The organism is Aquibium oceanicum (genome assembly GCF_001889605.1).
GTDB lineage: Bacteria > Pseudomonadota > Alphaproteobacteria > Rhizobiales > Rhizobiaceae > Aquibium > Aquibium oceanicum.
Genome location: NZ_CP018171.1, coordinates 942418 through 963494, shown reverse-complemented (window position 1 = coordinate 963494; position 21077 = coordinate 942418). Strand labels below are relative to the sequence as shown.

At 65.7% G+C, this 21077-nt stretch carries 19 protein-coding genes; 3 read left to right on the top strand and 16 right to left on the bottom strand.

Annotated features, from left to right (window positions below; all coding sequences use genetic code 11):
• Positions 1-336: 336 nt before the first annotated feature.
• The gene (locus BSQ44_RS04815) at positions 337-1314 is read left to right on the top strand and encodes an isopenicillin N synthase family dioxygenase (protein WP_072602189.1); all 978 of its coding nucleotides are present in this window, start codon (positions 337-339) and stop codon (positions 1312-1314) included.
• Between the two features lie 73 nt (positions 1315-1387).
• Positions 1388-2059 carry an alpha/beta fold hydrolase gene (locus BSQ44_RS04810; RefSeq protein ID WP_235633348.1) on the top strand — a complete coding sequence of 224 codons (672 nt, stop codon included), beginning with the start codon at positions 1388-1390 and terminating at the stop codon, positions 2057-2059.
• A 37-nt stretch (positions 2060-2096) separates the two neighbouring features.
• Here BSQ44_RS04810 and BSQ44_RS04805 read toward each other — a convergent pair whose 3' ends face one another.
• The 5 genes from BSQ44_RS04805 to BSQ44_RS04785 form a co-directional block, all read right to left on the bottom strand.
• Positions 2097-3098, bottom strand: a complete 1002-nt coding sequence (locus BSQ44_RS04805; protein ID WP_072602187.1) for an isopenicillin N synthase family dioxygenase — start codon at positions 3096-3098, stop codon at positions 2097-2099.
• Between the two features lie 121 nt (positions 3099-3219).
• Positions 3220-4614, bottom strand: a complete 1395-nt coding sequence (locus BSQ44_RS04800; protein WP_072602186.1) for an amidohydrolase family protein — start codon at positions 4612-4614, stop codon at positions 3220-3222.
• Complete coding sequence (locus BSQ44_RS04795) at positions 4611-5399, bottom strand: ABC transporter permease (protein WP_378215209.1); 789 nt, start codon at positions 5397-5399, stop codon at positions 4611-4613. The genes BSQ44_RS04800 and BSQ44_RS04795 overlap by 4 nt, the downstream gene beginning before the upstream one ends.
• Positions 5400-5406: 7 nt before the next feature.
• Positions 5407-6183 carry an ABC transporter ATP-binding protein gene (locus BSQ44_RS04790; protein WP_072602184.1) on the bottom strand — a complete coding sequence of 259 codons (777 nt, stop codon included), beginning with the start codon at positions 6181-6183 and terminating at the stop codon, positions 5407-5409.
• 3 nt (positions 6184-6186) lie between these two features.
• Positions 6187-7182, bottom strand: coding sequence for an ABC transporter substrate-binding protein (locus BSQ44_RS04785; RefSeq protein ID WP_072602183.1), 996 nt, complete (start codon positions 7180-7182; stop codon positions 6187-6189).
• A gap of 409 nt (positions 7183-7591) precedes the next feature.
• On the opposite strand from BSQ44_RS04785, the gene BSQ44_RS04780 reads away from it, so the two are divergent.
• Positions 7592-8080: a nucleoside deaminase gene (locus tag BSQ44_RS04780; RefSeq protein ID WP_072602182.1), complete on the top strand. Its 489-nt coding sequence runs from the start codon at positions 7592-7594 to the stop codon at positions 8078-8080.
• 31 nt (positions 8081-8111) lie between these two features.
• Here BSQ44_RS04780 and BSQ44_RS04775 read toward each other — a convergent pair whose 3' ends face one another.
• The 11 genes from BSQ44_RS04775 to BSQ44_RS04725 form a co-directional block, all read right to left on the bottom strand.
• Positions 8112-9617 (bottom strand): sugar ABC transporter ATP-binding protein, encoded by a 1506-nt coding sequence (locus BSQ44_RS04775; protein WP_072602181.1) that lies wholly within the window; start codon positions 9615-9617, stop codon positions 8112-8114.
• Complete coding sequence (locus tag BSQ44_RS04770; RefSeq protein ID WP_072602180.1) at positions 9614-10657, bottom strand: SMP-30/gluconolactonase/LRE family protein; 1044 nt, start codon at positions 10655-10657, stop codon at positions 9614-9616. Before BSQ44_RS04770 ends, BSQ44_RS04775 begins: the two co-directional genes overlap by 4 nt.
• Positions 10654-12786 (bottom strand): ABC transporter permease, encoded by a 2133-nt coding sequence (locus tag BSQ44_RS04765; RefSeq protein WP_072602179.1) that lies wholly within the window; start codon positions 12784-12786, stop codon positions 10654-10656. Before BSQ44_RS04765 ends, BSQ44_RS04770 begins: the two co-directional genes overlap by 4 nt.
• 101 nt (positions 12787-12887) lie before the next feature.
• Positions 12888-13877 carry a sugar ABC transporter substrate-binding protein gene (locus tag BSQ44_RS04760; protein ID WP_083534480.1) on the bottom strand — a complete coding sequence of 330 codons (990 nt, stop codon included), beginning with the start codon at positions 13875-13877 and terminating at the stop codon, positions 12888-12890.
• A gap of 27 nt (positions 13878-13904) precedes the next feature.
• On the bottom strand, positions 13905-14900 hold the full coding sequence (locus tag BSQ44_RS04755) for an ABC transporter permease (protein WP_072607863.1): 996 nt from the start codon (positions 14898-14900) through the stop codon (positions 13905-13907).
• Between the two features lie 32 nt (positions 14901-14932).
• On the bottom strand, positions 14933-15628 hold the full coding sequence (locus BSQ44_RS04750; RefSeq protein WP_072602177.1) for an ABC transporter ATP-binding protein: 696 nt from the start codon (positions 15626-15628) through the stop codon (positions 14933-14935).
• Positions 15628-16380, bottom strand: a complete 753-nt coding sequence (locus BSQ44_RS04745; RefSeq protein WP_072602176.1) for an ABC transporter ATP-binding protein — start codon at positions 16378-16380, stop codon at positions 15628-15630. The genes BSQ44_RS04750 and BSQ44_RS04745 overlap by 1 nt, the downstream gene beginning before the upstream one ends.
• Complete coding sequence (locus BSQ44_RS04740; protein WP_072602175.1) at positions 16377-17645, bottom strand: branched-chain amino acid ABC transporter permease; 1269 nt, start codon at positions 17643-17645, stop codon at positions 16377-16379. The genes BSQ44_RS04745 and BSQ44_RS04740 overlap by 4 nt, the downstream gene beginning before the upstream one ends.
• Before the next feature lie 23 nt (positions 17646-17668).
• Positions 17669-18619, bottom strand: coding sequence for a branched-chain amino acid ABC transporter permease (locus BSQ44_RS04735; RefSeq protein ID WP_072602174.1), 951 nt, complete (start codon positions 18617-18619; stop codon positions 17669-17671).
• Positions 18620-18720: 101 nt separating this feature from the next.
• Entirely contained in the window at positions 18721-19968 is a 1248-nt protein-coding gene (locus BSQ44_RS04730) for a branched-chain amino acid ABC transporter substrate-binding protein (protein WP_072602173.1), read from the bottom strand.
• 168 nt (positions 19969-20136) lie between these two features.
• Positions 20137-21057 carry an SDR family NAD(P)-dependent oxidoreductase gene (locus BSQ44_RS04725; RefSeq protein WP_072602172.1) on the bottom strand — a complete coding sequence of 307 codons (921 nt, stop codon included), beginning with the start codon at positions 21055-21057 and terminating at the stop codon, positions 20137-20139.
• Positions 21058-21077: the final 20 nt, after the last annotated feature.

The window sequence follows — 21077 nt, the reverse complement described above, 5'->3', positions numbered from 1 at the left end:
GGGGCGGTTCGTTCGCGCCGATGCAAAGACTTTTCGGGCGGCGAAGTCCAGCGGGAGCGGGTGGAAATCTTCGCCGAAGGAGGATGCGGGCGAACCTGATCCGACATCCCGGCTGGCAAGCCGCGGGGATTCCGACCGCCATGCGATCGGTTTCCTCGCGTGCTCTGCGCCGGGACCGCCTCCACGAACCCGCCTGCGCAAAACGTGAGCGGTGCCCTGCGTCGAAACCGGGCAGTTCGGCTGTCCGGCCTCGCGCGAACCGCGCGCGGCAAACGGCCGGCAGGTGGCACGAACCTTGCTGATCCAACCGGTGGCATTCGCATGGGAGCAAGCCGGATGGAGCGAGTCGCAGAAGACGGGACGAAGACCCTTCCCGTGGTGGACGTATCGGGCCTGTCCTCGTCGAACGTGGAAGACCGCCGCTCGGTGGGACGGTCGCTGCGGGAAGCGTGTCTCGACAAGGGCTTCTTCTACTGCGCCGGCCACGGCATTCCGGCAGGCCTCATCGATGCCGTCTTCGAGGAAACGAAACGGTTCTTCGATGTGCCGATGGAGGCGAAGGAGCGGGTCGACAAGGCGAAGTCGTTCTGCAACCGCGGCTACGAACCGCTCGGAGGCCAGACGCTGCAGGCCGGAGCCAAGCCCGACCGGAAGGAAGGCTTCTACATTGGGCTCGAACTGCCCGAGGACGATCCGAGGGTCGCGGCGCGTAGGTTCAACCACGGGCCGAACCAGTGGCCGCAGGATCTTCCGGGCTTTCGTCCGACGATGCGCGCCTATCATTCCGCGATGCTAGATCTCGCGGATCGGCTGATGCGCGGCCTCGCCCTGTCGCTCGATCTCGACGAGGACCATTTTGCCGGCTTCGGCCGCGACCCGCTGGCGATCCTGCGTCTCCTGCACTACCCGCCACAGGCGCCGAAGGCTGCAACCGACGAACTCGGCGCCGGTGCTCATACGGATTTCGGCGGACTGACGCTGCTCCTCCAGGACGAGGTGGGCGGGCTTCAGGTGTTCGACAACAAGGGCCAGGACTGGATCGCGGCGACGCCGATCCCAGGCACCTTCGTCATCAATCTCGGCGACATGATCGCCCGCTGGACGAATGACCGCTATCGCTCGACGCTGCACCGGGTGGTGAACGCCTCCGGCCGCGAGCGCTATTCGGTGCCCTTCTTCTTCACCGGCAATCCCGACTACGAGGTCTCGTGCATCCCCACCTGCCTCGCGGCGGGAGAGAGGCCGAAATACCCGCCGATCAAGGTCGAGGATCATCTACAGGCGATGTATCGCAAGACCTACGCCGCCGCCTGATCCGGTGGCCGTCTCCGCCATTCTCATCCACGGCGCCTGGCAGGGAAGCTGGGTGTGGCGGAAGCTTGTTCCGGTGCTCGAACAGGCAGGCATCCCGGCGGTCGCGATCGACCTGCCGGGGAACGGGGCGGACGATACGCCTGCCGACCGGGTGACGCTCGATCTCTATGTCGACCATATCGCGTCGGTGGCCGCGCGGATGGCCGGCAAGGTCGCGTTGGTCGGCCACTCGGGCGGCGGGATCGTCGCGACGGCGGCGGCGGAACGGCTCTTCGGCAAGGTCGATCGCGTCGCCTATGTCGCAGGCATGATGCTGCCGTCCGGCATGAGCTTCGGCGATCTGCTCGCCGACATGAAGGCAGCGGAGAACGGACTGCTCGGCATCGGGCCGCATCTGGTCTGGTCGGAGGACCGGAGAGCGACCGTCGTTCCGGCCGAGGCCGCGGCGGAGATCTTTCTCAGCGACATGGATCGCGCGGAAGCGCTGGCCGCGGTCGCCCGGCTGACGCCGCAGCCGCAGGGCGGCCGGGACGTGGCGGCGGTCTGGTCGCCGGAGCGCTTCGGCCGGCTGACGCGGCTCTATGTCGAGTGTGCCGCCGACCGCTCGGTGGCACTGGCCTTGCAGCGGCGCATGCAGGACCTGGTGCCCGGCGCGGAGCGCGTGACGCTCGACACCGGGCACGCGCCGCAGGTCAGTGCGCCGGACTTGCTGGTGCGGGCGCTGGTGCCGTTCCTGAAGGCCTAGGCTGCGGCGGGCGCGAACGCCCGCCGCTTTCGCCGCGTCAGAGGCTGTTCGCCGCGATGCGCTGCTGAAGGTAGTCGTGCGCGGTGATCGGATCGTACTTCTTGCCCGGCCCCTGGATGACAGCATCCTTGTTTGCCTGGCAGAAGAACGGCAGCGAGTAACGCGGTCCGAGATACTCGTCCTGGCGGGGCATGCGCACGCGGTGGAGCGTCGACTGGAGCTGGTCGTCGCTCCACCGCATCAGCATGTCGCCGATGTTGCAGGTCACCACCCCCGGCAGCGGCGGCACGTCGGTCCATTCCAGGTCGCCCGACGTCGCTTCCTTGCCGGGGCAAAGCTGCAACCCGCCCTGCCCGACCCGCTGGTGGAGCAGCGTGAGGCAATCGAAGTCGGTGTGCGCGCCGGCGCGCCAGCCGCTGAAGTCCTCCGGCTTGGCATTCACCATCGGCAGATAGTGGATGAGCCGCAGGGTGCTCTGGTATTCGGGCGACATCGGGTCGTGCGCGTCGGTAAAGAAGTCGGGCGCGAAGCCGAGCTTCATGCCGAAGCAGGACAGGACCTTCATGCCGAGCGCCCAGTTGGCCCGCTCGAAGGCGAGCATGACCGCCTTGAAGCCCGGCAACTCACCGCCGGTCGGCCAAAGCGAGGCCATGCGCGGCAGGGTGATCTGGTAGCTCTCCTTGTTGTCGGCGGTACCGGTCGAGGGGCGCACCTGCGCCTTGTATTCCCAGCCGGCATTGGTGCCCTTGCCCAGCGGATACTTGCCCTTGACCTCCTGCGAGAGGTCGAAGAAGCGGGCGGTCATTTCGAAGGCTTCGTCGATCTGGCTCTGCGGGATGCCGTGGTTGACGAGCTGAAAGAAGCCGATCTCCGTGGATGCGGCCCACAGCTGGTCGGCGATCTCGGCCTTGCGGTTTTCGAAGTCCGTCAGGTCGATCTGGGGGACGTCGCGCGCCTTTTCCCGGCCCATCCCGCCGAAGGTCGCTTCCTTGTTCAGTTCGGCGAGATCGTAGTCGCGCCTCGTCGCGTTGTTCTGCATGTGAGTACTCCGTTCTTGTTCGGCGAACCTGTGGTCCGCAAGGGGGAAGGGAGCAATGACCGACGCCGGCGGCGTTGACTGCTTATACTCCGGATGATGTTTCAACGGGGCGGGCGCTCCCTCACGCGATGGCCCGGACCTTCTCCTTTCCGTCGCCACGGGCGACGCGTTCGACAACGCGCTGCGCATCCGCGCCGAGCTGTTCGAGATCGAGCCATGGCAGGGCATAGTTTTCGACCACCGGCTTCCCGGCGACGAAGGAGTGGCGCACGCGGGCATCGCCCCCCGACACGATCGGACCGATGACGCGATCGTGCTGGCCGAAGTAGCGCGGCGAACCAAGATCGAAGATCGCGATGTCGGCCTGCTTGCCGACTTCGATCGTGCCGATGGTGTCGAAACCGAGCGCCTTCGCGCCGCCAGCGGTGGCCCAGGAAAGGACCTTTTCAGCCGTCGTCGCCTGCACGCCCTTGGCCGCGCGATGGATCGAGAAGGCCGTGTAGAGCGCCGAGGCCATGTCGGCCGCCTCGTTGGCCGCCGCGCCATCGACGGCGAGCGACACCGTTCCGCCGAGCTCGTGGAGCAAATCGGCGGGCGCGACGCCCGATCCGAGACGCGCATTCGCCTGCGGGCAGTGCGCCATCGCGGTGCCAGTCTCTGCCAGCACCTTCGCCTCGTCCGGAACGCATTCGACCAGATGCGCGAACCAGACGTCCGGTCCCAGCCAGTCGTGCTCGGCCAGCCAGTGGACCGGACGCTTGGCGTAATTCGACATCGTGTGGTTCACGTAGTCCATGTTCTCGGAGAGATGCGTGTGCAGCCGCAAGCCCATGGAGCGCGCCGCAGCGGCGGCCTGCCGCAATTCCGGCTCATGGAGCGAGAAGGTCGGGGTGGTCGGCGCGAAGGCGACGCGGCGCATGGAGTTCGGCGCCGGATCGTGCCAGCGCTTCGCCGTCGCCGATATGGAGTCGATCATCGCCTCCAGCGTCTCCGTCGGGAGCGGCGTGATGTCTTCGCCGTCGAACTTTCGCGCCTTGGTCGCGCCGCCGCGGGCCAGCACGAAGCGCATCCCGAACCGTTCGGCGGTCTCGAACAGCACGTCGCCCGGATCGTAGGCATAGCGATCCGAGTAGAAGTAGTGGTGGTCGGCTACCGTCGTGGCGCCCGAGAGCGCGAGTTCGGCTAGGCCGATGGTGGCGGAAACCCGAAGCGCCTCCTCGTCGATGCGGTCCCAGTAGGTATAGGGGACCAGCCTGAGCCAGGCGGCCAGGGCCTCGTTCATGCCTTCCGGCACCGCCTTCAGCACGCTCTGGAAGAGATGATGGTGCGAGTTCACGAGACCGGGCGTCACCACCGCGTTGGCCGCGTTGACGATCCGCTCTCCGGGCTCGGGCGGCAATTGGCCGATGGCGGCGATCACGCCGTCCTTCACGCGGATGTCGCCATAGGCGCGCGCGCCGGTACCGGGCAGGCCGGTGAGGATTCCGACGGCGTTGCGGATCAGGAAGCTGGTCATTTGCGCCCCGCCGGCAAGCTCCAGGGGAACCATATGCGCTGGACCGCGGTGACCACCTGGAACAGGATCAGCGAGATCAGCACCAGCACGACGAGGCCCGCCCAGGCCTGCTGGACCTGGAACATCGAGGTGGAGAACTGGATGAAATAGCCGATGCCCTTGTCGGCGGCGACGAACTCGGCCACGACCGCGCCGATGACGGCGAGCGTGACGGAGATCTTGAGCGCCGAAAAGATGTAGGGCACGGCGAACGGCAGCCGGATCTGCGTGATCTCCCGGATGACGGGCGCGCGCAGGCTGCGCGACAGCTCGATCAGTTCGGGGGGCGTGGCCATCAGCCCGGTCGTGGTCGACACCACCAGCGGAAAGAAGGTGATCAGGCAGGTGATGACCACCCGCGGGAGGTCGCCGGACCCGAGCGCCACGATGATGACGGGCGCGACGGCGACGACCGGTGTGGCCTGCACGACGACGAGGATCGGGTAGATCGCCCGCGACAAGATCTCGGAGCGCGCGAGCACGATTGCGATCGGCAATGAGATAGCGATCGACAGGAAGTAGCCGATCAGGGCCACCCGCAGCGTCGCCCAGACATGCTCGATCCAGCGCGCGAGGCTGACCGCGTCGAAACCGCCGACGATGCGGCTCGGCGAGGGAAGGACGAAGGACGGTATCGCGAAGACGCGGCAGCCGACCTCCCACAACACGAGCACCAGCATGAAGGTGGCGACAGGCAGGACGCCCGGCGCATTCATGACCCACAGACCCTGCTGGCGCCAGACCATCGACCGGTCAGGCCGCGCGCTTAAGGAGGAGGCCCCTGAGGTATCCGACATAGTCATGCATGGCCTTGTTGTTGCTGGTTTCGATGCCGCGCGGACGCGCGATGTCGATGGCGAGGTCCTCGATGATGTGCCCGGGCCGCTCGCTCATGACGAGGACGCGATCGGCGAGAAGCACGGCTTCGCTGATGGAGTGGGTGATGAACATCACCGTCTTGGGCTGCGCCTCCCAGATGCGCAGGAGTTCGAACCCCATCTCCTCGCGCGTCAGCGCGTCGAGGGCGGAGAAAGGCTCGTCCATGAGCAGGATGTCCGGGTTCATGAACAGCGCCCGTGCAATGCCGACGCGCTGCTGCATGCCGCCGGACAGTTCCGCCGGCAGGCGCGCCTCGAAGCCCTCCAGTCCCACCTTGGCGAGAATGGCGCGCGCGTTGACGCGGTCCTCCTCATTAACGCGGCCCGTCTTGTGGCGGACCGGGAAGACGACGTTGTCCTCGATCGTCGCCCACGGCAGCAGCGTCGGCTTCTGGAAGACGATGCCGATGTCGTCGCGCGGTTCGGTCACCGGATGCCCGAAGACCTCCACCGTGCCGCTCGTGGGATGGATCAGGCCGGAGGCCAGGCGCAGCAATGTGGACTTGCCGCAGCCCGACGGGCCGAGGACCGCCACGAATTCGTGGCGGCCCACGGCCATCTCGACGCCGCGCAACGCCTCCAGCGGACCGGACGCGGTGCGGAACACCTGTCCGACGCCGGTAAAGCCGATGGCGGAGTGCGCGGCGACCATCGGTCAGCTTCCCGCGGCGAAGCTGCGATCGACGATCGATTCCGGATCGAGCGCGGCGGGGTCGAGCCCCTGCGCTTTCGAGACGCGTTCCCAGGTGGCCTTGAGTCGGCTTTCCTCGAAGGTGCCGAGACCGTCCTTGTCGGTTACGTCGTTGTAGACGAGCACCAATGCGTCCTTCAGCGATCCCTCGACGTTCTCGACCGAAAGTTCCGGCACCACCGCCGCGACGGCCTCGGCCGCTTCCCGCGTGTTGTCGCGCGAGAACTCGACCGACTTCTTGTAGGCGGCGAGGAAGCGCTTGGCGACGTCGGGACGCTCGGTCAGGAACTTGTCGGACGCGACCAGCGAGGCCGAGTAGAGTTCGAGGCCGGCCGCCGACCAGGGCAGAATCACCAGTTCCTTGCCGGCTTCCTTGGCCTGGCCGGTGTAGCGCGCGACATCCGTGAGCCAGGCGATGATGACGTCGGTCGCGCCGGTCATCAGCATCGGGCCCAGTGCGCCGGGATCGGCCTTGGTGAGCGTGATGTCGGCTTCCGACATGCCGATGTCTTCCAGCACCAGAGGAAGGTAGATGTTCGATTCGGTGAAGGGCGACGTGGCGACGGACTTGCCCTTGACGTCCTCGATCGTCGTCATCGTGCCCTTGATCGTGTAGAAGGCATGCGGGCCTTTGTTGAAGAGCGACATGACGGCGGTGACCGGGACGTCCTCGGCGGCCTTCGCCGCCATCAGGGCGCCGATGCCGGCGGAACCGATGTCGGAGACACCGGTGGCGAGCTTCGTGATGGCTTCCGAGGAGCCGCGGCCGGACTCGATCGTCACCTCCAGGCCGGCGTCGGCGCAGAAGCCCTTCTGGATGCAGACGTAGATAGGCGCCTTGTCGCCGCCAGGCAGCCAGTCGAGCTGGTACACCACCTTGTCGGCGGCCTGCGCGACCGATACCGCGCCCGCTGCGACGAAGATGCCGCCGAGCAGAGTCTTGATTATTGATTTCAGCATTCCGGGTACCCCTGTTCTGGCTGGTTGGCGCCCTCCGGCGCAGCCGGCCCGCCTGGGGCACGGCCGGACGGCGGACATGGTTCTGGAGATTTCGCGCGAGGCGGAGCGAGCAGTCGGCATGGATCGGCCTTGTTCAGCGGGATCGTTTTTGCCGAGCAATGTCCCGGGCCTTCCCGCCCTGACCGCTTCTACTCGGGGAATGACGATGCAGGATGCGTGCCAGTTCGGATTCGCCGGAAATCGTGGCTTGGCCGGGGAATTCCCTGGAACCGCTGCCGTCGCTCTATGCAGCCGGCATGCCAATGCCTAATTTCTAACCAGTTCGGCAATGTGCATCTTTGTTGCACAGATCCCTTGCCGGCTTTGCTCGCCGGGGGTAGGAATCCGCCCGTCGAACGGAGAGTGAAGAATGCCGATCAGCAGCGCGCGCGACCTCGAACTGCTTGGACGCACGATCGAACTGGCGAGCGAATCCCGCGCCCGCGGAGACCACCCTTTCGGCGCGCTTCTCGCGGATGCGGACGGAAACGTGCTCCTCGAGGCGATGAACACCTGCGGTACCAAAGGCGACCGGACGGGTCATGCCGAACGCAACCTGATGACCGAGGCGTCGCTGCGATACGATGTCGACTTCCTCGCCGGCTGCACGATGTACACGAGCGCGGAACCCTGCGCGATGTGCGCCGGATCGGTCTACTGGACCGGTGTCGGCTGCGTCGTGCACGGGATGAGCGAGAAGGCGCTGAAGGACCTGATCGGGCCCGATCCGGAGAACCTGACGATGGACCTGCCCTGCAGCGCGGTCTTCGCCTCGGGCCAGCGGAAGGTCGAGGTTGTCGGGCCGCTGCTCGCCGAGGAATCCGCCAAGGTGCACGAAGGGTTCTGGAGCGGGCTATAGCCAGCGCCCAATAAAGGCCCGAGGCTTCGCCTCAGTGCACGGCCGCGTGGAGGATCCGCTCGGCGGTTGCTTCCGCGCGTGAGAACTCGGCGGCGATGGTGCCGGACTTGGCCACCAGGATGCGGTCCGACAGATCGAGAATCTCTGGCAGGTATGAAGAGATCAGGATGACACCCGCTCCGGTGTCAGCGATGTCGCGGATGATCTTGCGGATCTCTGCGATGGCGCCGACATCGACGCCGCGCGTCGGTTCGTCGAAGATGACCAGCCTCGGCTGCTGCGCCAGCGACTTGGCGATGACCACCTTCTGCTGATTGCCGCCCGACAGGTGCAGGACCGGCTGGCCGCTGCCGATGCCGCGGATCGACAGCCGTTCCTCCCATTCGCGCGCGATTCCATGCATGCGGGCGAAGGGCGCGAGCAGGGTGCGCCGGCCGAACTTGGCGAGCCAGCCGAGCCCGATGTTGTCGGTGACGCTCAGCGTCTCGAAGAACCCGTCGAGCTTTCGATCCTCGCTGATATAGGCGATGCCGTCCGCCACCGCGTGGGCGGGGATCGAGTAGCGCACCTCCTTGCCGTCGAGCCAGATGCGGCCGCCGCCGAAATTGCGCTTGGTGTGGCCCATGATGACCTTGGCCACCTCGCTGCGCCCGGAGCCGATCAGTCCGGCGATGCCGGTGATCTCGCCCGGGAAGATCGAGAAGGACATGTTGTTGACCATGGAGCCCATGCGGATGTTTTCCACCCGCAGAACGGGCAAGGCCGAGCGCACCGCGCGGGCCTTGGCGGTCGTGGCGCCGTGCTCCTCCAACTCCTCGCCGATCATGTGGCGGATCAGGCGCGCACGGTCGAAGTCGGATGCCGGGCCGGTGACCATCATGCGGCCGTTGCGCAGCACGGAAATCCGGTCGGCGTGGGTCAGCGCCTCTTCCAGGGCGTGCGAGATGAAGATGATCGCGACGCCACTGCGCTGCAAGGATTTCATCAAATCGAAGAGGTGGTCGGTCTCCTCCGGCGTCAGCGCGGCCGTCGGCTCGTCGAGAATAATGACGCGCGCCTCGTTCAGCACTGCGCGGGCGATCTCCACCATCTGCCGCTTGGCGGCGGAGAGCGAACCGGCAAGCTGAGAGGGATCGACTTTAAAGTTGAGCCTCTGCAGCACCTGCCGGGCGGCGTTGCGCACCTTGCGAACCGAGTTGAACACCTGTTCGCGGCCGAGCACGATGTTCTGGGCGACGGTCAGCTGCGGGACAAGGCTGGTCTCCTGGTAGACCATGGAGATGCCACGCGCGCTGGCGTCCTTGGGGGCGGAGAAGGCGACGGGTTCGCCGTCGACCCGCAGAACACCTTCCGTCGGGACCACCACGCCGGCAATCAGCTTGCAAAGCGTCGACTTGCCAGCACCATTCTCGCCCACCAGGGCGTGGATCTCGCCGGCATAGAGTTCGAAATCGGCCTCGGCGAGGGCGGCGATACCACCATAGGTCTTGGTGGCCTTCTCGAGACTGACGACTGGGCGGAGTGGCTCGGTGTTCATGCGCGGCTTCCGAGATTCAGGATTTCGCCGCTGCCCTTGCTGACCGCGACCAGCTCACCGTTCCAGACCGCGACGTCGCAGATGCCGTGGCGATGGCCGTTGGCGCGCGACTGCATGGATCCGATCGGCATCAGGGTCTCGTCCGTCTCGATGACCAGCCCGTAGGAGAAGGAAGGCGCCCAGGGCTTCACCTCGCCAAACAAGCGGGTCGCGCCGAGTTCGATGGGGAAGTCGTGGCTGAATTCCGGCTTGATGCGCGGGCCGATCCAGTGGCGGGGTTCGATGGTCGCCTTCATCTTTTCCACGAAGGTCTGTTCGGTCTTGAGGAACTCGATCAGCGGATCGCGCCGCGACCAGCAGGCAATGGCATAGCCGGCTCCCGTGCGCCGCGGGCGGCCGAGATAGCCGGGGTAGCCCGCCTGCCGCGGCTTTCCGCCAGCATCGACGATCATTGCCCTTTCGAGCAACGAAACAAGCGGCGCACCGTCCGGATCGAGGCAGATGCCCATGGGGCAATGCAGGCCGGCCGCCATGACACGCAACTCGCCCGTGCGGCTCAGCGCGAGCAGTCGACCGCGCGCCTCCTCGTCCCAGGCCGCCATCGCGAGAAGATTTTCGCTCGACTGGTATCCGCAATCGACCAACAGCAGGTGACCGTCAGAAGTAAAGGCGCAATCGACGATGGAGGCGGGTTGCCCAGCCGGCAGCGACCAGTTTTCGGTTCGCCGGCCCGTATCGTCGAGAACCGCCAGGATTCCACCGGCAAGACCCACGGCGACGAACCCGCCGAAGCCTTGGCAGAGCGCAGTGACGGGCGTGTCGAAACCCGCAAACAGTTCGGGCTCGCCGCCCCAAGCCGTCAGCGCCATCACGCTTGAGCCGTCGCTGAAGAGCAGTCGGCCATCGGCTGCGACGCACAGCGCGTCAGGGGCATTGACATTCATGCCCCGCGCCTCGTCGAGGCGGCCGTTGGGGCCGAGCATCCCCTCCAGCGTCATCGACGGCGGCTCCTGGCGCCGGGTGCGGAAGAACGACATCATCGCGCCGCCCCCCAGTAGCTGTCCGGTCCCCGCCAGGTCTCGTCGGCGCCTTCGAGCTTCAGGCGGCCGATCTTGTCGTTGGTGACACCGCCGAGATAGAGCGAACCCTCGTGCTCGCGCATCGACGTGATCATGTAGAGCGGTCCGTCCGGCGCATCCCAGAGTGCGTCGACGATCCTGCCCTTGCCGTCGACTTTCAGGACGCCGCCGATGTTGAGGTTGCCGAACAGCCAGTTGGTCGGCGGAACACGTCGGGTCATGCGCCGGCGCAGACCGGGATGGCGCATGACCTCGTCGAAGACCGGATTGCGCATGCCGGCCAGCGCCACCCAGTATCCGCCGTCGGAGGCGCGGTTGACGTTGTCGGGATAGCCCGGCAGGCCGCTGGCGAAGACGCGGGGTCCGTCAGACAGCCGCGCCAGATCGAAGATCAGGATCGAGCATTCCCAGGTGCTTGCCACCAGGAGGTGTCGGCCGTCGTGGGTGAGGCAGACGCCATTGGGAAAGCGGAGGTTGTCACAGACGGTGCGCGTCTTCCGCGTGGCCGGATCATAGGAGAGCAGGCGGCCGTTGGGCCTGCCTTCGAGAAGGTCGAGGCCCCAGTTCTCGATGTCGTAGCGCTTGGTCGCATCGGTGAAGTAGATCGTGCCGTCGGGCGCGATGTCGAGGTCGTCGGCCATGCGGATGGTCGTGTCGTCCTGGACGCTGAACAGACTGCGTTCCGTTTGATCGGTGAGGAGTTCGCTCTTGCCGTCCATGGTGACACGCACCAGACCCATGCCGGCGACGCACACGACGATGCGTCCCTCACGATCGAAAGCGAGGCCGAGCGGACGGCCGCCGATCTTGGCGAGCACCTCGGCCTTCGAATACTCCGGTGCCGCGATCCTGAAGAGGTAGCCGTCGCGGCTGCCGCAATAGATGTTGCCGTCGGTATCGAGCAGCACGTCCTCCGGCCCGTCGACCTGGCCGGCGACGAGGGTCTGCGCCTGCCTCAGCTTCGGTTCGACCTCGTCGGGCATCAGCCCCTGCATGCCCTTGACCGTTTCGGTTTCGAAGGCGGTCGGATCGAGATAGGTCGAGGCCAGCAGGCGGTGCCGGTTCTTGCGGAACTTCACGTCGATGGCGAGGATGACGAGGATGATCGCGCCCATGGAGAGCTGGACGAAATCGCCGCGGAAGCCGGCGTTCACCATCGCGTTGTTCAGAATGTAGATCGTGGCGAAGCCGATGAGCACTGAGATCACCGCGCCACGGCCGGGCACGAAGCCGCCGAGGCCGACCACGAGCGCCGTAAGCGCGAAGAACTCCAGGCCGATACCGGTGTCGGAGCCGACGCTGTTCTGCCGCGCGGCATACAGGAACCCCGCCAGGCCGACGATGGCGCCGGCCAGGACATAGGCGAAGAAGATCGTCGACTTGACGCGGATGCCGCCGTGGCGCGCAGCCTTGCGGTTGCCGCCGACCGCCAGGACGTGCCACCCGAAACGGGTCTGGCGAAACATCACGAAGACGACCGCCGCGACGATCGCCAGAACCCAGAAACCGACCGGGAAGGTCAGGACCTTTTCAAAGCCGATCCAGTCCCACAGATCGTCCATGCGGGCGGAGGTGGAGATCTCGACAAGTTGCGCCTGCGAGGCCAGCGTGTAGAGGCCGCGCACGGTGATCATGGTGCCCAGCGTGGTCAGAAGCGCACCGCATCCGAGCAGGCCGGCGATCGTTCCGTTGACCACGCCGACGAGGGCGCCCGCGGCGAGCGTTGCCGCCAGCGCGGCGGGTACGGGAAGTTCGAGGATATGGAAGCAGAACAGCGCGACGAATGCCGACATGGCGAAGTTGGACCCGACCGACAGATCGATGCCGCCGACCGCCACCACGATCAGCAGGGCAAGCACCACGAGGCCGCCGTCGGCCGCGTACTGCGCCAGGTTGCGGACGTTCGCAGCGGAGAAATAGTCTTCCGTCGTCGCCAGTACACCCAACACCGCGCAGATCAGCGCGACGAACGGGATCAGGCTCTCCACCCAGCCTTTCGACAGCACGTCGGACGCGATCCGGCGCGGCGAAAGCACGACGCGGGGCACATGCTGACGGGGCAGGCTGGAGAAATCGAAGTCGGCGGCCATTGCGGGTTTCCGGGCGAGGCAGTGACGCAGGACAGGCAAGGAAGCGGGGCTCCGGAGAGCCCCGCGACCGGACCGCTATCGCGGCGGGTGGATTCCGATCGTCACATCTTCCAGCAGAGCGACGAATCGTACTCCTCGCCGGCCTTGATGATCTTCAGCGGCGATTCCGCGATCAGCATCGACCCGTCCGCAGCGGCGGCGCCCTGGAGCAGGAGGTCGATCATGGTGCCCGCATCGCGGCCCTGGCCGTCCGCGTCGTAGCTCCAGATGCGATCCTGGACGCCGTCCTCGATGGCCTTGCAGGCCACGTCGTCGCCGCCGCCGGTGGAATAGACCAGAACGTCGTCGGCCTTGCCGGCATCCTTGACCGCGTTGCCGGCGCCCATGGTGTGGACGTCCCAGTGGCCGAAGATGGCGCAGAGGTCGGGATGCTGCTGCAGGACGGTCGCGGTGATCTGGCGCGCCTTCTCGGGCTCCCAGTCGGAGGCCTGGTTCGAGACGACCTGGATCTCCTTGTGCTCTTCGAACACCTTGAAGGCGGCCTCGTTCATGATGACGCTGTCGGCCGCGGTGAGCTGGCCCGGGATGATGGCGACCTTGCCGGACTTGCCGGAGCCCTCGCCGCATTCCTTGACGATGTCCTCGGCGATCCCGCGGCCGATCCGCTCCCAGTTCGCGCCGACGAAGGCGGTGGACGGCTGGTTGGACTGAAGATTGATCTGCAAGACCTTGATGCCTTCCGCCTCGGCCTGCTTGATCTGGCGCGCCAGCAACTGGACCGTGGGGTTGTGAACCACCAGCACGTCGGGCTTGTCGCTGATGGCCTTGGCGACGAGTTCCGCCATGACGCCGGTGTTGAAGGCGGCATCCCTCACGTCGATCGTGTAGCCGTGGATGTCGGCGTGCTCGCGCATACGGCGGGCCCAGCCTTCGGTCAGGGAAATGCCCATGGCGATCGGTACGAAGATCACCTTCTTGCCGGCCATATCGATCTCGGCGGCCATCGCCGAATTCGAGGCGACGAGTGCGCAGGAGCCCATGAGCGCTCCGGCAACGGCTGTGCGAAACATTCTTGTCAGGCTGTCAAACATGCTTTCCTCCCTGGTTGCATGGCATCGTCAGAGATCGCCCACCGTGTCGGTCTCGGCATCTCTGGGATTCAGGTAATTGTCGGTGACGATCGCGGTCAGCAGGACCAGCCCCTTGAGCATGTCCTGCGTCTGCGTCGTGACGTTCATCAGCGTCATGCCGTTGCGCATGATGGCGATCAGCGCGACGCCGACGAGAATGTTGCGCACGCTGCCGCGCCCGCCGCGGAGCGGAATGCCGCCGAGGACCACCACGAGGATGACGTCGAAGAGCAGCGTTCCGTTGGTGACGGTGCGGAAATCGACGGCACCGCTGGCCGCCGCCATGATGAGACCGGCGACGAGCGCGGTCAGACCGGCGAAGACGTAGACGACGATGAGGGTCGTGCGCACCGGAAGGCCCGCCAGGCGCGCGGCCTGGAAATTGTCACCCATCGCGTAGATGATCTTGCCCGACGTGGAGCGGGCGAGCAGGAACCAGCTCGCTGCGAGGGTGGCGACCATCAGAACGACGGGCACGGACAGGCCGGGCAGGATGTCTCCGGCAAGGAACGCCACCGTCGGATCCGATTTGGGCAGAAGCAGAAGGAACTCGCCGCGCAGGATGGCGAACCGTAGCAGGCCGACCATCACCATTGCGGATGCCAATGTCGCCAGCATGGCCGGTATCTCGACATAGGCGATCAGCCAGGCATTGAGGATGCCGATGACGATCATGGCGACGATGGCGACGAAGAGTGCGGCGGGCGCCGGCACGCCGTTGGTGATCAGGACGCCGAAGATGGTCGCACCGGCGATCATCTGGGCGATCAGCGACAGGTCGAGGCCGCGCGAGATGATGACCACCGCCATTCCGCAGCTGAGCACCGCCAGGGATGCGGAATTTGACAGGATGACGCGGAAGTTCCCGAAGGTGGCGAACCCGTCGATGGTGAGCGCGAAGACGATGGCGAGAACGAGCGTCGCGACGGCAACGACGCGTTCGAGCATGTTCTTCCTGCCAGAGCCCTTACCGAGCTTCGGCATGGCATTTCCCACCCTGTCGATCGCCGCGGCCTTCATACTTCGAGCCACTCGCGGCGGACGTCGCCCGCCGCCATCAGATCGGCCGGCGTGCCCTCGAAAACGATGCGCCCGTGGCCCATGACATAGACCCGGTGCGAAATGCGCATGGCGATCACCAGACGCTGCTCGACCAGCAGGATGGAGATGCCGCGCCGGGCGATCTCCTGAAGGAGTTCGCCGACGCGCTCGACCATCTGCGGCGCCAGGCCTTCGGTTGGTTCGTCGACCATGATCAGGTCGGGATCGCCCATGAGCGTACGGCAGATGGTGAGCATCTGCTGCTCCCCGCCCGAGAGCGCTCCGCCCGGTGCGTTGGCGCGCTCCTTCAACTGGGGAAACAGACGCCAGGTCTCGTCGATGCTCCAGCGCCCGCCACTGCGACCGCTCTTGATGCCGAGAAGCAGGTTCTGCTCGACCGTGAGGGCCGGGAAGATGGCGCGCTCTTCGGGCACGAAACCGATGCCGAGATGCGCGATCTCGTGCGGCTTGCGGCCGGCGACGTCCTTGCCTCTGAAGACGATCTCGCCATGCGGCTCAGGATTGCCCATGATGGCCTTGAGCGTCGTCGACCGGCCAACGCCGTTGCGCCCGAGGATCGAGACGATCTCGTTCTCGCCGACATTGATGTCGACGCCCTGCAGGATATGGCTCTTGCCGTAGTAGGCGTGGAGGTCGCGGACTTCGAGCATCACGCCACCTCCGTGCCGAGATAGGCCTGCTGCACGGCCTTGTTGGCCTTGATCCGCTCCGGCGTGTCGGAGGCGATGACCTCGCCGTAGACCAGCACGGAGATGCGGTCGGCGAGATCGAAGACGACGCTCATGTCGTGCTCGATCATGACGAGCGTGCGGTTTTCGCTCACCTTGCGGATCAGCGAGACGACGCGTTCGGTCTCGACGTGACTCATGCCCGCCGTCGGTTCGTCGAGCAGCAGGATGTCAGCGTCGCCGGCGATGGTGAGACCGATCTCCAGCGCCCGCTGTTCGGCATAGGTCAGCACGCCCGCCGGCATGTTCCAGCGGTCCATGAGGTTGATCTCCGTCAGGATCTCCTCGGTTCGCCGCGAGGCGTCATCGAGAGTCTCGACGTTGCGCCAGAAGCAGTACTTGTAGCCCATCGCCCACAGGGTGGCGCAGCGTACGTTTTCCCACACGCTGAGCTGCGGGAAAACGTTGGTGACCTGAAAGCTGCGCGACAGGCCTCGGCGGTTGATCAGGTGCGGCGGCTGGCCGCCGATCTCCTCGCCGCGCAGCCGGATGCTGCCCTCGCTCGGATGATAGTGCCCGCTGACGAGATGGAACAGAGTCGACTTGCCCGCGCCGTTCGGTCCGATGATGGCGTGGCGTTCGCCGGCCGGTACCGCGAGGTCGACGCCTCGGATGATCTCGATCGAGCCGAAGCTCTTGCGCAGGCCGGAAAGTTCGAGCGCGGGGATGGTCATCGGGCGTTCCCCCGCGCAGCTTCGACCGCGTCGCCATAGGCTTCCAAGGCCAGCCGGCCCGCCTTGAGGAACAGCCAGAGCCCGACGGCGAGCATCGCCGCGGCGATCAGCCATGGCAAGGGCGAACTGGCATCGAAAGGAACATAGAGGAAGCTCATTGCCGGCCCTTCCGGCGCGTTGACGGTAAGCTGGTAGGTCATCTCGATCAGCATCGACAGGCCCGCCAGGGCGAGCAGGCCCGGCAGCAGCGCCATCAGGTAGCGGGGCAATACCTCGTGGAGCCTGCCCGACACGAGCACGGGCTGCTGCCTGGCCACGAGGCCCGCGATGCCGTCGGGCACGAACATGACGATGCCGATGAACAGGAGGCCGAAATAGAGCTGCCAGGCGCCGGTCACGTCGCTCAGCATCACCTGCAGATAGGTGACCAGGATGGCACCGATGATCGGGCCGGCGAAGTTTCCGACGCCGCCGATATAGGCCATGAGCACCACGGTGCCGGACTGGGCGGCGCCCATCGCCGAAGAGGTCACGATCTCGAAGTTCAGGGCCGCGAGCCCGCCGGCGACGCCGGCGAACAAGCCTGCCATCGAGAACGACAGGAAGCGCACGGTGGTGGTGTTATAGCCGATGAAGGCGGCGCGGACCGGATTGTCGCGCACGGCGTTGCAGATGCGCCCAAAGGGCGTGCGGGTCAGCGCGTACATCGCCGCCATCGAAACGAAGACCCATGCGGCGATCAGGAAGTAGACCTGGACCTGCGGACCGAAGGATATGCCGAACAGTTGCAGGACCCGCGTGCGATCGACGGAGATGCCCTCCTCGCCGCCGAAGGCGGAGCGCAGGATGAGCGAACTCGACGCCACCAGTTCGCCGATGCCCAGCGTGATCATGGCGAAAGCGGTGCCCGCCCGGCGCGTCGCCACGGCGCCGAAGATGACGCCGAAGACGAGGCCCGTCAGTCCGCCGACGATCGGGAAGACCTCGAGCGGAAGCGGCGCGCCGGTGGCGCGCACCATGTTCATGGCATGCGCGGTCAGGAAGCCGCCGAGACCGAAGAAGACGGCGTGGCCGAAGGAGAGCAGTCCCGTCTGGCCGAGCAGCATGTTGTAGGACAGGGAGAAGATGATCATGATGCCCATCAAGCACATGGTGCTGATGGCAAGCCCCGAGTTCAGGACATATGGCAGCGCGACCAGAACGACGGCGAGCGCGACCCATATGCCGTAGGTCGCCAGCAGGCTCCGGCGACGGGTATGCGGCAACTCTCTCGTTGTGTCGGAGGCACTCACGATTCGCGGTTCCCCATCAGTCCGCGCGGCCTGAAGATCAGGATCAGGACCAGTAGCAGGTAAGGCAGGATGGGCGCGATCTGCGCCACGGTGACCGACCAGATGTCGCTGAACCAGACAGACAGTGTCTCGGCCATCTGCGTGTCACCGAGGATGTCGGCGAGCGACACGTTGACGGCGACCGCGAAGGTCTGGATCAGCCCGATCAGGAGGGAGGCGACGAAGGCGCCCGACAGCGAGCCGAGCCCGCCCACGACGACGATGACGAAGAGGATCGGGCCCAGAGCAGCGGCCATGTTGGCCTGCGTCACCAGCGCGGGACCCGCGATGACGCCGGCGACCGCGGCCAACCCCGCGCCCACGCCGAAGACCAGCATGAAGACGCGTCCGACATTGTGCCCGAGCATTCCGACCATGTCGGGATGGCTCAGAGCCGCCTGCACGACGAGGCCGACGCGGGTTCGCTTCACGATCAACAGCAGTACCGCGAAGATCGCGATCGAGATCGCCAGCATGAAGATCTTGAAGGCGGGATACTCCGTGGCGAACAGGGTGAAGGCCGGGAAATCGAGGGCCGGCGGCACCTTGTAATCGACGGCGAGTTTGCCCCACACCATCTGCACCACCTCCTGGATGATGAAGGTCAGACCGAAGGTGAACAGAAGCTCGGCCACATGGCCGTGCCGGTGCACCTGCCGCAGCCCGTAGCGTTCCACCGCCATGCCTATGAGGCCGACCAGGACGGGCGCGATGACGAGACCGGGCCAGAAGCCGACGTGGCGGCTGATCTCGAAGCCGAAGAACGCGCCGAGCATGTAGAAGCTGGCATGAGCGAAATTGAGCACGCCCATCATCGAGAAAATGACGGTCAGGCCGCTGGCCATGAGGAACAGCAGCATTCCGTACAGAACGCCGTTCAACGTCGAAATGAAGACGATCTCGAGCATGAAGCCTCCCCCCAAGCCGGCGCCGTTCGTCCCGGACGGGCCGAACGGCGGAACTCATGTGACGCCAGGGTCGCCCCCGGCGTCACCTGGCCGTCTTCCGGTTACGGGCGTTCCATCTCGCAGGTGGTGGAAACGATGGTGTCGTCCACCGGGATCGTCGCCGCCACTTTCCAGCCCCAGCCCGTGTTCTCTTCCTCGAACGGCTGGTTCGGACCCAGAGCACCGAGACCGGAGATGTACATCGTCTGGAAGTACTGGTGGTCATCGGCGCGCATGAAGCCTTCCTTGCCGTCGATGAAGTTCATGTACTTCATGCCCTCGAGCTTCGGCACGAATTTCACCGGATCGTCGGAACCGGCTTCCTCGATGGCGTCGAACACCATGCCCATGGCGTTGAACAGGCGCGGGTAGTAGATCGGCGCGTCGGGATACTTCGCCATGTAGGCCTTCACCTCTTCCTGCATGGGCATGTAGTCGAGGTTGTTCACGCCTTCGGTGATCTGGAAGACCTTGTCCTCGAGACCTGCCTGCTTGATGGCGGTCGGCGTTCCCGCGAGGCCGGCGTAGAAGGTGTACCAGTTGATGTCGAGACCGGCGTCACCCGCGGCCTTGATGAGCAGCTGCAAGTCGTTGCCCCAGTTGGCCGTGAACACGGAATCCGCACCCGACGCCCTGATCTTGGCGATGTAGGGCGAGAAGTCGGTCACCTTCTGCAGCGGCACGAATTCCTTGCCCACGACTTCGATGCTCGACCCTTCGCCGGAGAGCTTGGCGGCGGCTGCCTCGGCCACGGAATGGCCGAACGAGTAGTCCTGGTTGATCAGGTAGACCTTCTTGATGGCCTCGTTGGCCTTCATGAAGTTGGTCATGGCCTCGACCTTGATGTTCACGTTCGCATCGAAGGCGAAGTGCCAGTAGCTGCACTTGTCGTTGGTCAGCGACGGGTCGATGGCGGCGTGGTTGATGTGGACCACTTCCTTGCCGGGATTGCGCGAATTGAACTTGGTCACGAAATCCGACACCGCGGCGGCGACGGACGAGCCGTTGCCCTGAATGACGATGCGCACACCCTGGTCGACCGCCTTCTGGATCTGCACCAGGCTGACCTGCGGATCGAGCTTGTTGTCGTAGGGGATGATCTCGACCTGCTTGCCCAGCACACCACCCTTGGCGTTCACAGCCTCGGCGATGTAGTTGAGCTGGTTCATGCCGATCTGGCCTGCGGCCGCGCCACCGCCAGACAGCGGATCGACGTAGCCGATCTTGAGCGTATCCTGAGCCATCGCCGACAGGGCGGTGGACGCCAGGACGACGAGCGCGAGCGCGCCCGATCCCACGAATTTCCTCATGATGTCTCCTCCGTTGCAACAGAACCGGGACATCCGGTTCCTCGACTGCGACCCGACCGCATTTCCGCGGTTCGTGCCGCCTCCTCCTTTACCGACCCCTGGGGCCGGCTTACCTGTTCCTCAAGACCGGCGGTTTCCTCCGAATCCGCCGGGCCTCCTTCCCCCTGCCTATCCGCCGACGGCCTTGACTCTCGGCGCGGCCGGCCCGCTGGCCAGTTCGCGCTCCATCTGGGCAAAGCCGTAGTCCGGCACGATCTCGCCCGTCCGGTCGCCGATGCGACCCCAGTCGGCGACGACCCGTTCGGCCGTGCCCTTCCCGGTGCCGACATGTACGCCCTGCGTCAGCGTCACGTTGGACCGGGCGAAGTGACCCGCGCCCGCGCAGAGGATTGCCCGCGTCGGGGCATCGTCGCCGACGAGCGCGAGAAGCCCGGGGCTCACGAATTCCGGCGAGAGCCGATCGAGAGCTTCCGGCGTGAGCAGGCCATGGGTCATCGCCGTCGCCGCCGTCGGGGCAAGGCAGTTGACCCTGATGCCGTACTTCTCGCCTTCGAGCGCCAGCGTCTGCATCAGGCCGACCAGCGCCATCTTGGCGGCCGCGTAGTTGGACTGACCAAAGTTCCCGAAAAGGCCAGAGGACGAGGTGGTCATTACGATACGCCCGTGGCGTTGCTCGCGCATGATCTCCCACACAGACTTCGTGCAGATGACGGAACCCATCAGATGGACGTCGACGACGTCGCGGAACTCGGCGACCGTCATCTTCGCGAAGCTGCGGTCGCGCAGGATGCCGGCATTGTTGACGAGGATGTCGATGCGGCCCCAGGTCTCCATCGCGCGCGCGGCCATTTCGCCGATGCGCGGCTCGTCCGTCACCGACGCGGCAAAGCCGATCGCCTCGCCACCAGTCGCGCCGATCTCCGCCGCGACCTGATCCGCCGCGGCGGCATTCATGTCGTTGACGACAACCCTGGCGCCGAGCCCGGCCAGCATGAGAGCGTGGGAACGCCCCAGCCCGCCGCCGGCCCCGGTGACGATGGCAACCCGGCCCCGCAGCGTCCCGCCGATGTGTTCGACTTCGTTTTCCATGCTATTCACTCACTAGATAA

Coding starts and splice junctions, on each gene's coding strand:
- BSQ44_RS04815 (WP_072602189.1), top strand. CDS start 337: ATGGAGCGAGTCGCAGAAGACGGGACGAAGACCCTTCCCGTGGTGGAC.
- BSQ44_RS04805 (WP_072602187.1), bottom strand. CDS start 3,098: ATGCAGAACAACGCGACGAGGCGCGACTACGATCTCGCCGAACTGAAC.
- BSQ44_RS04800 (WP_072602186.1), bottom strand. CDS start 4,614: ATGACCAGCTTCCTGATCCGCAACGCCGTCGGAATCCTCACCGGCCTG.
- BSQ44_RS04795 (WP_378215209.1), bottom strand. CDS start 5,399: ATGGTCTGGCGCCAGCAGGGTCTGTGGGTCATGAATGCGCCGGGCGTC.
- BSQ44_RS04790 (WP_072602184.1), bottom strand. CDS start 6,183: ATGGTCGCCGCGCACTCCGCCATCGGCTTTACCGGCGTCGGACAGGTG.
- BSQ44_RS04785 (WP_072602183.1), bottom strand. CDS start 7,182: ATGCTGAAATCAATAATCAAGACTCTGCTCGGCGGCATCTTCGTCGCA.
- BSQ44_RS04780 (WP_072602182.1), top strand. CDS start 7,592: ATGCCGATCAGCAGCGCGCGCGACCTCGAACTGCTTGGACGCACGATC.
- BSQ44_RS04775 (WP_072602181.1), bottom strand. CDS start 9,617: ATGAACACCGAGCCACTCCGCCCAGTCGTCAGTCTCGAGAAGGCCACC.
- BSQ44_RS04770 (WP_072602180.1), bottom strand. CDS start 10,657: ATGATGTCGTTCTTCCGCACCCGGCGCCAGGAGCCGCCGTCGATGACG.
- BSQ44_RS04765 (WP_072602179.1), bottom strand. CDS start 12,786: ATGGCCGCCGACTTCGATTTCTCCAGCCTGCCCCGTCAGCATGTGCCC.
- BSQ44_RS04760 (WP_083534480.1), bottom strand. CDS start 13,877: ATGTTTGACAGCCTGACAAGAATGTTTCGCACAGCCGTTGCCGGAGCG.
- BSQ44_RS04755 (WP_072607863.1), bottom strand. CDS start 14,900: ATGCCGAAGCTCGGTAAGGGCTCTGGCAGGAAGAACATGCTCGAACGC.
- BSQ44_RS04750 (WP_072602177.1), bottom strand. CDS start 15,628: ATGCTCGAAGTCCGCGACCTCCACGCCTACTACGGCAAGAGCCATATC.
- BSQ44_RS04745 (WP_072602176.1), bottom strand. CDS start 16,380: ATGACCATCCCCGCGCTCGAACTTTCCGGCCTGCGCAAGAGCTTCGGC.
- BSQ44_RS04735 (WP_072602174.1), bottom strand. CDS start 18,619: ATGCTCGAGATCGTCTTCATTTCGACGTTGAACGGCGTTCTGTACGGA.
- BSQ44_RS04730 (WP_072602173.1), bottom strand. CDS start 19,968: ATGAGGAAATTCGTGGGATCGGGCGCGCTCGCGCTCGTCGTCCTGGCG.
- BSQ44_RS04725 (WP_072602172.1), bottom strand. CDS start 21,057: ATGGAAAACGAAGTCGAACACATCGGCGGGACGCTGCGGGGCCGGGTT.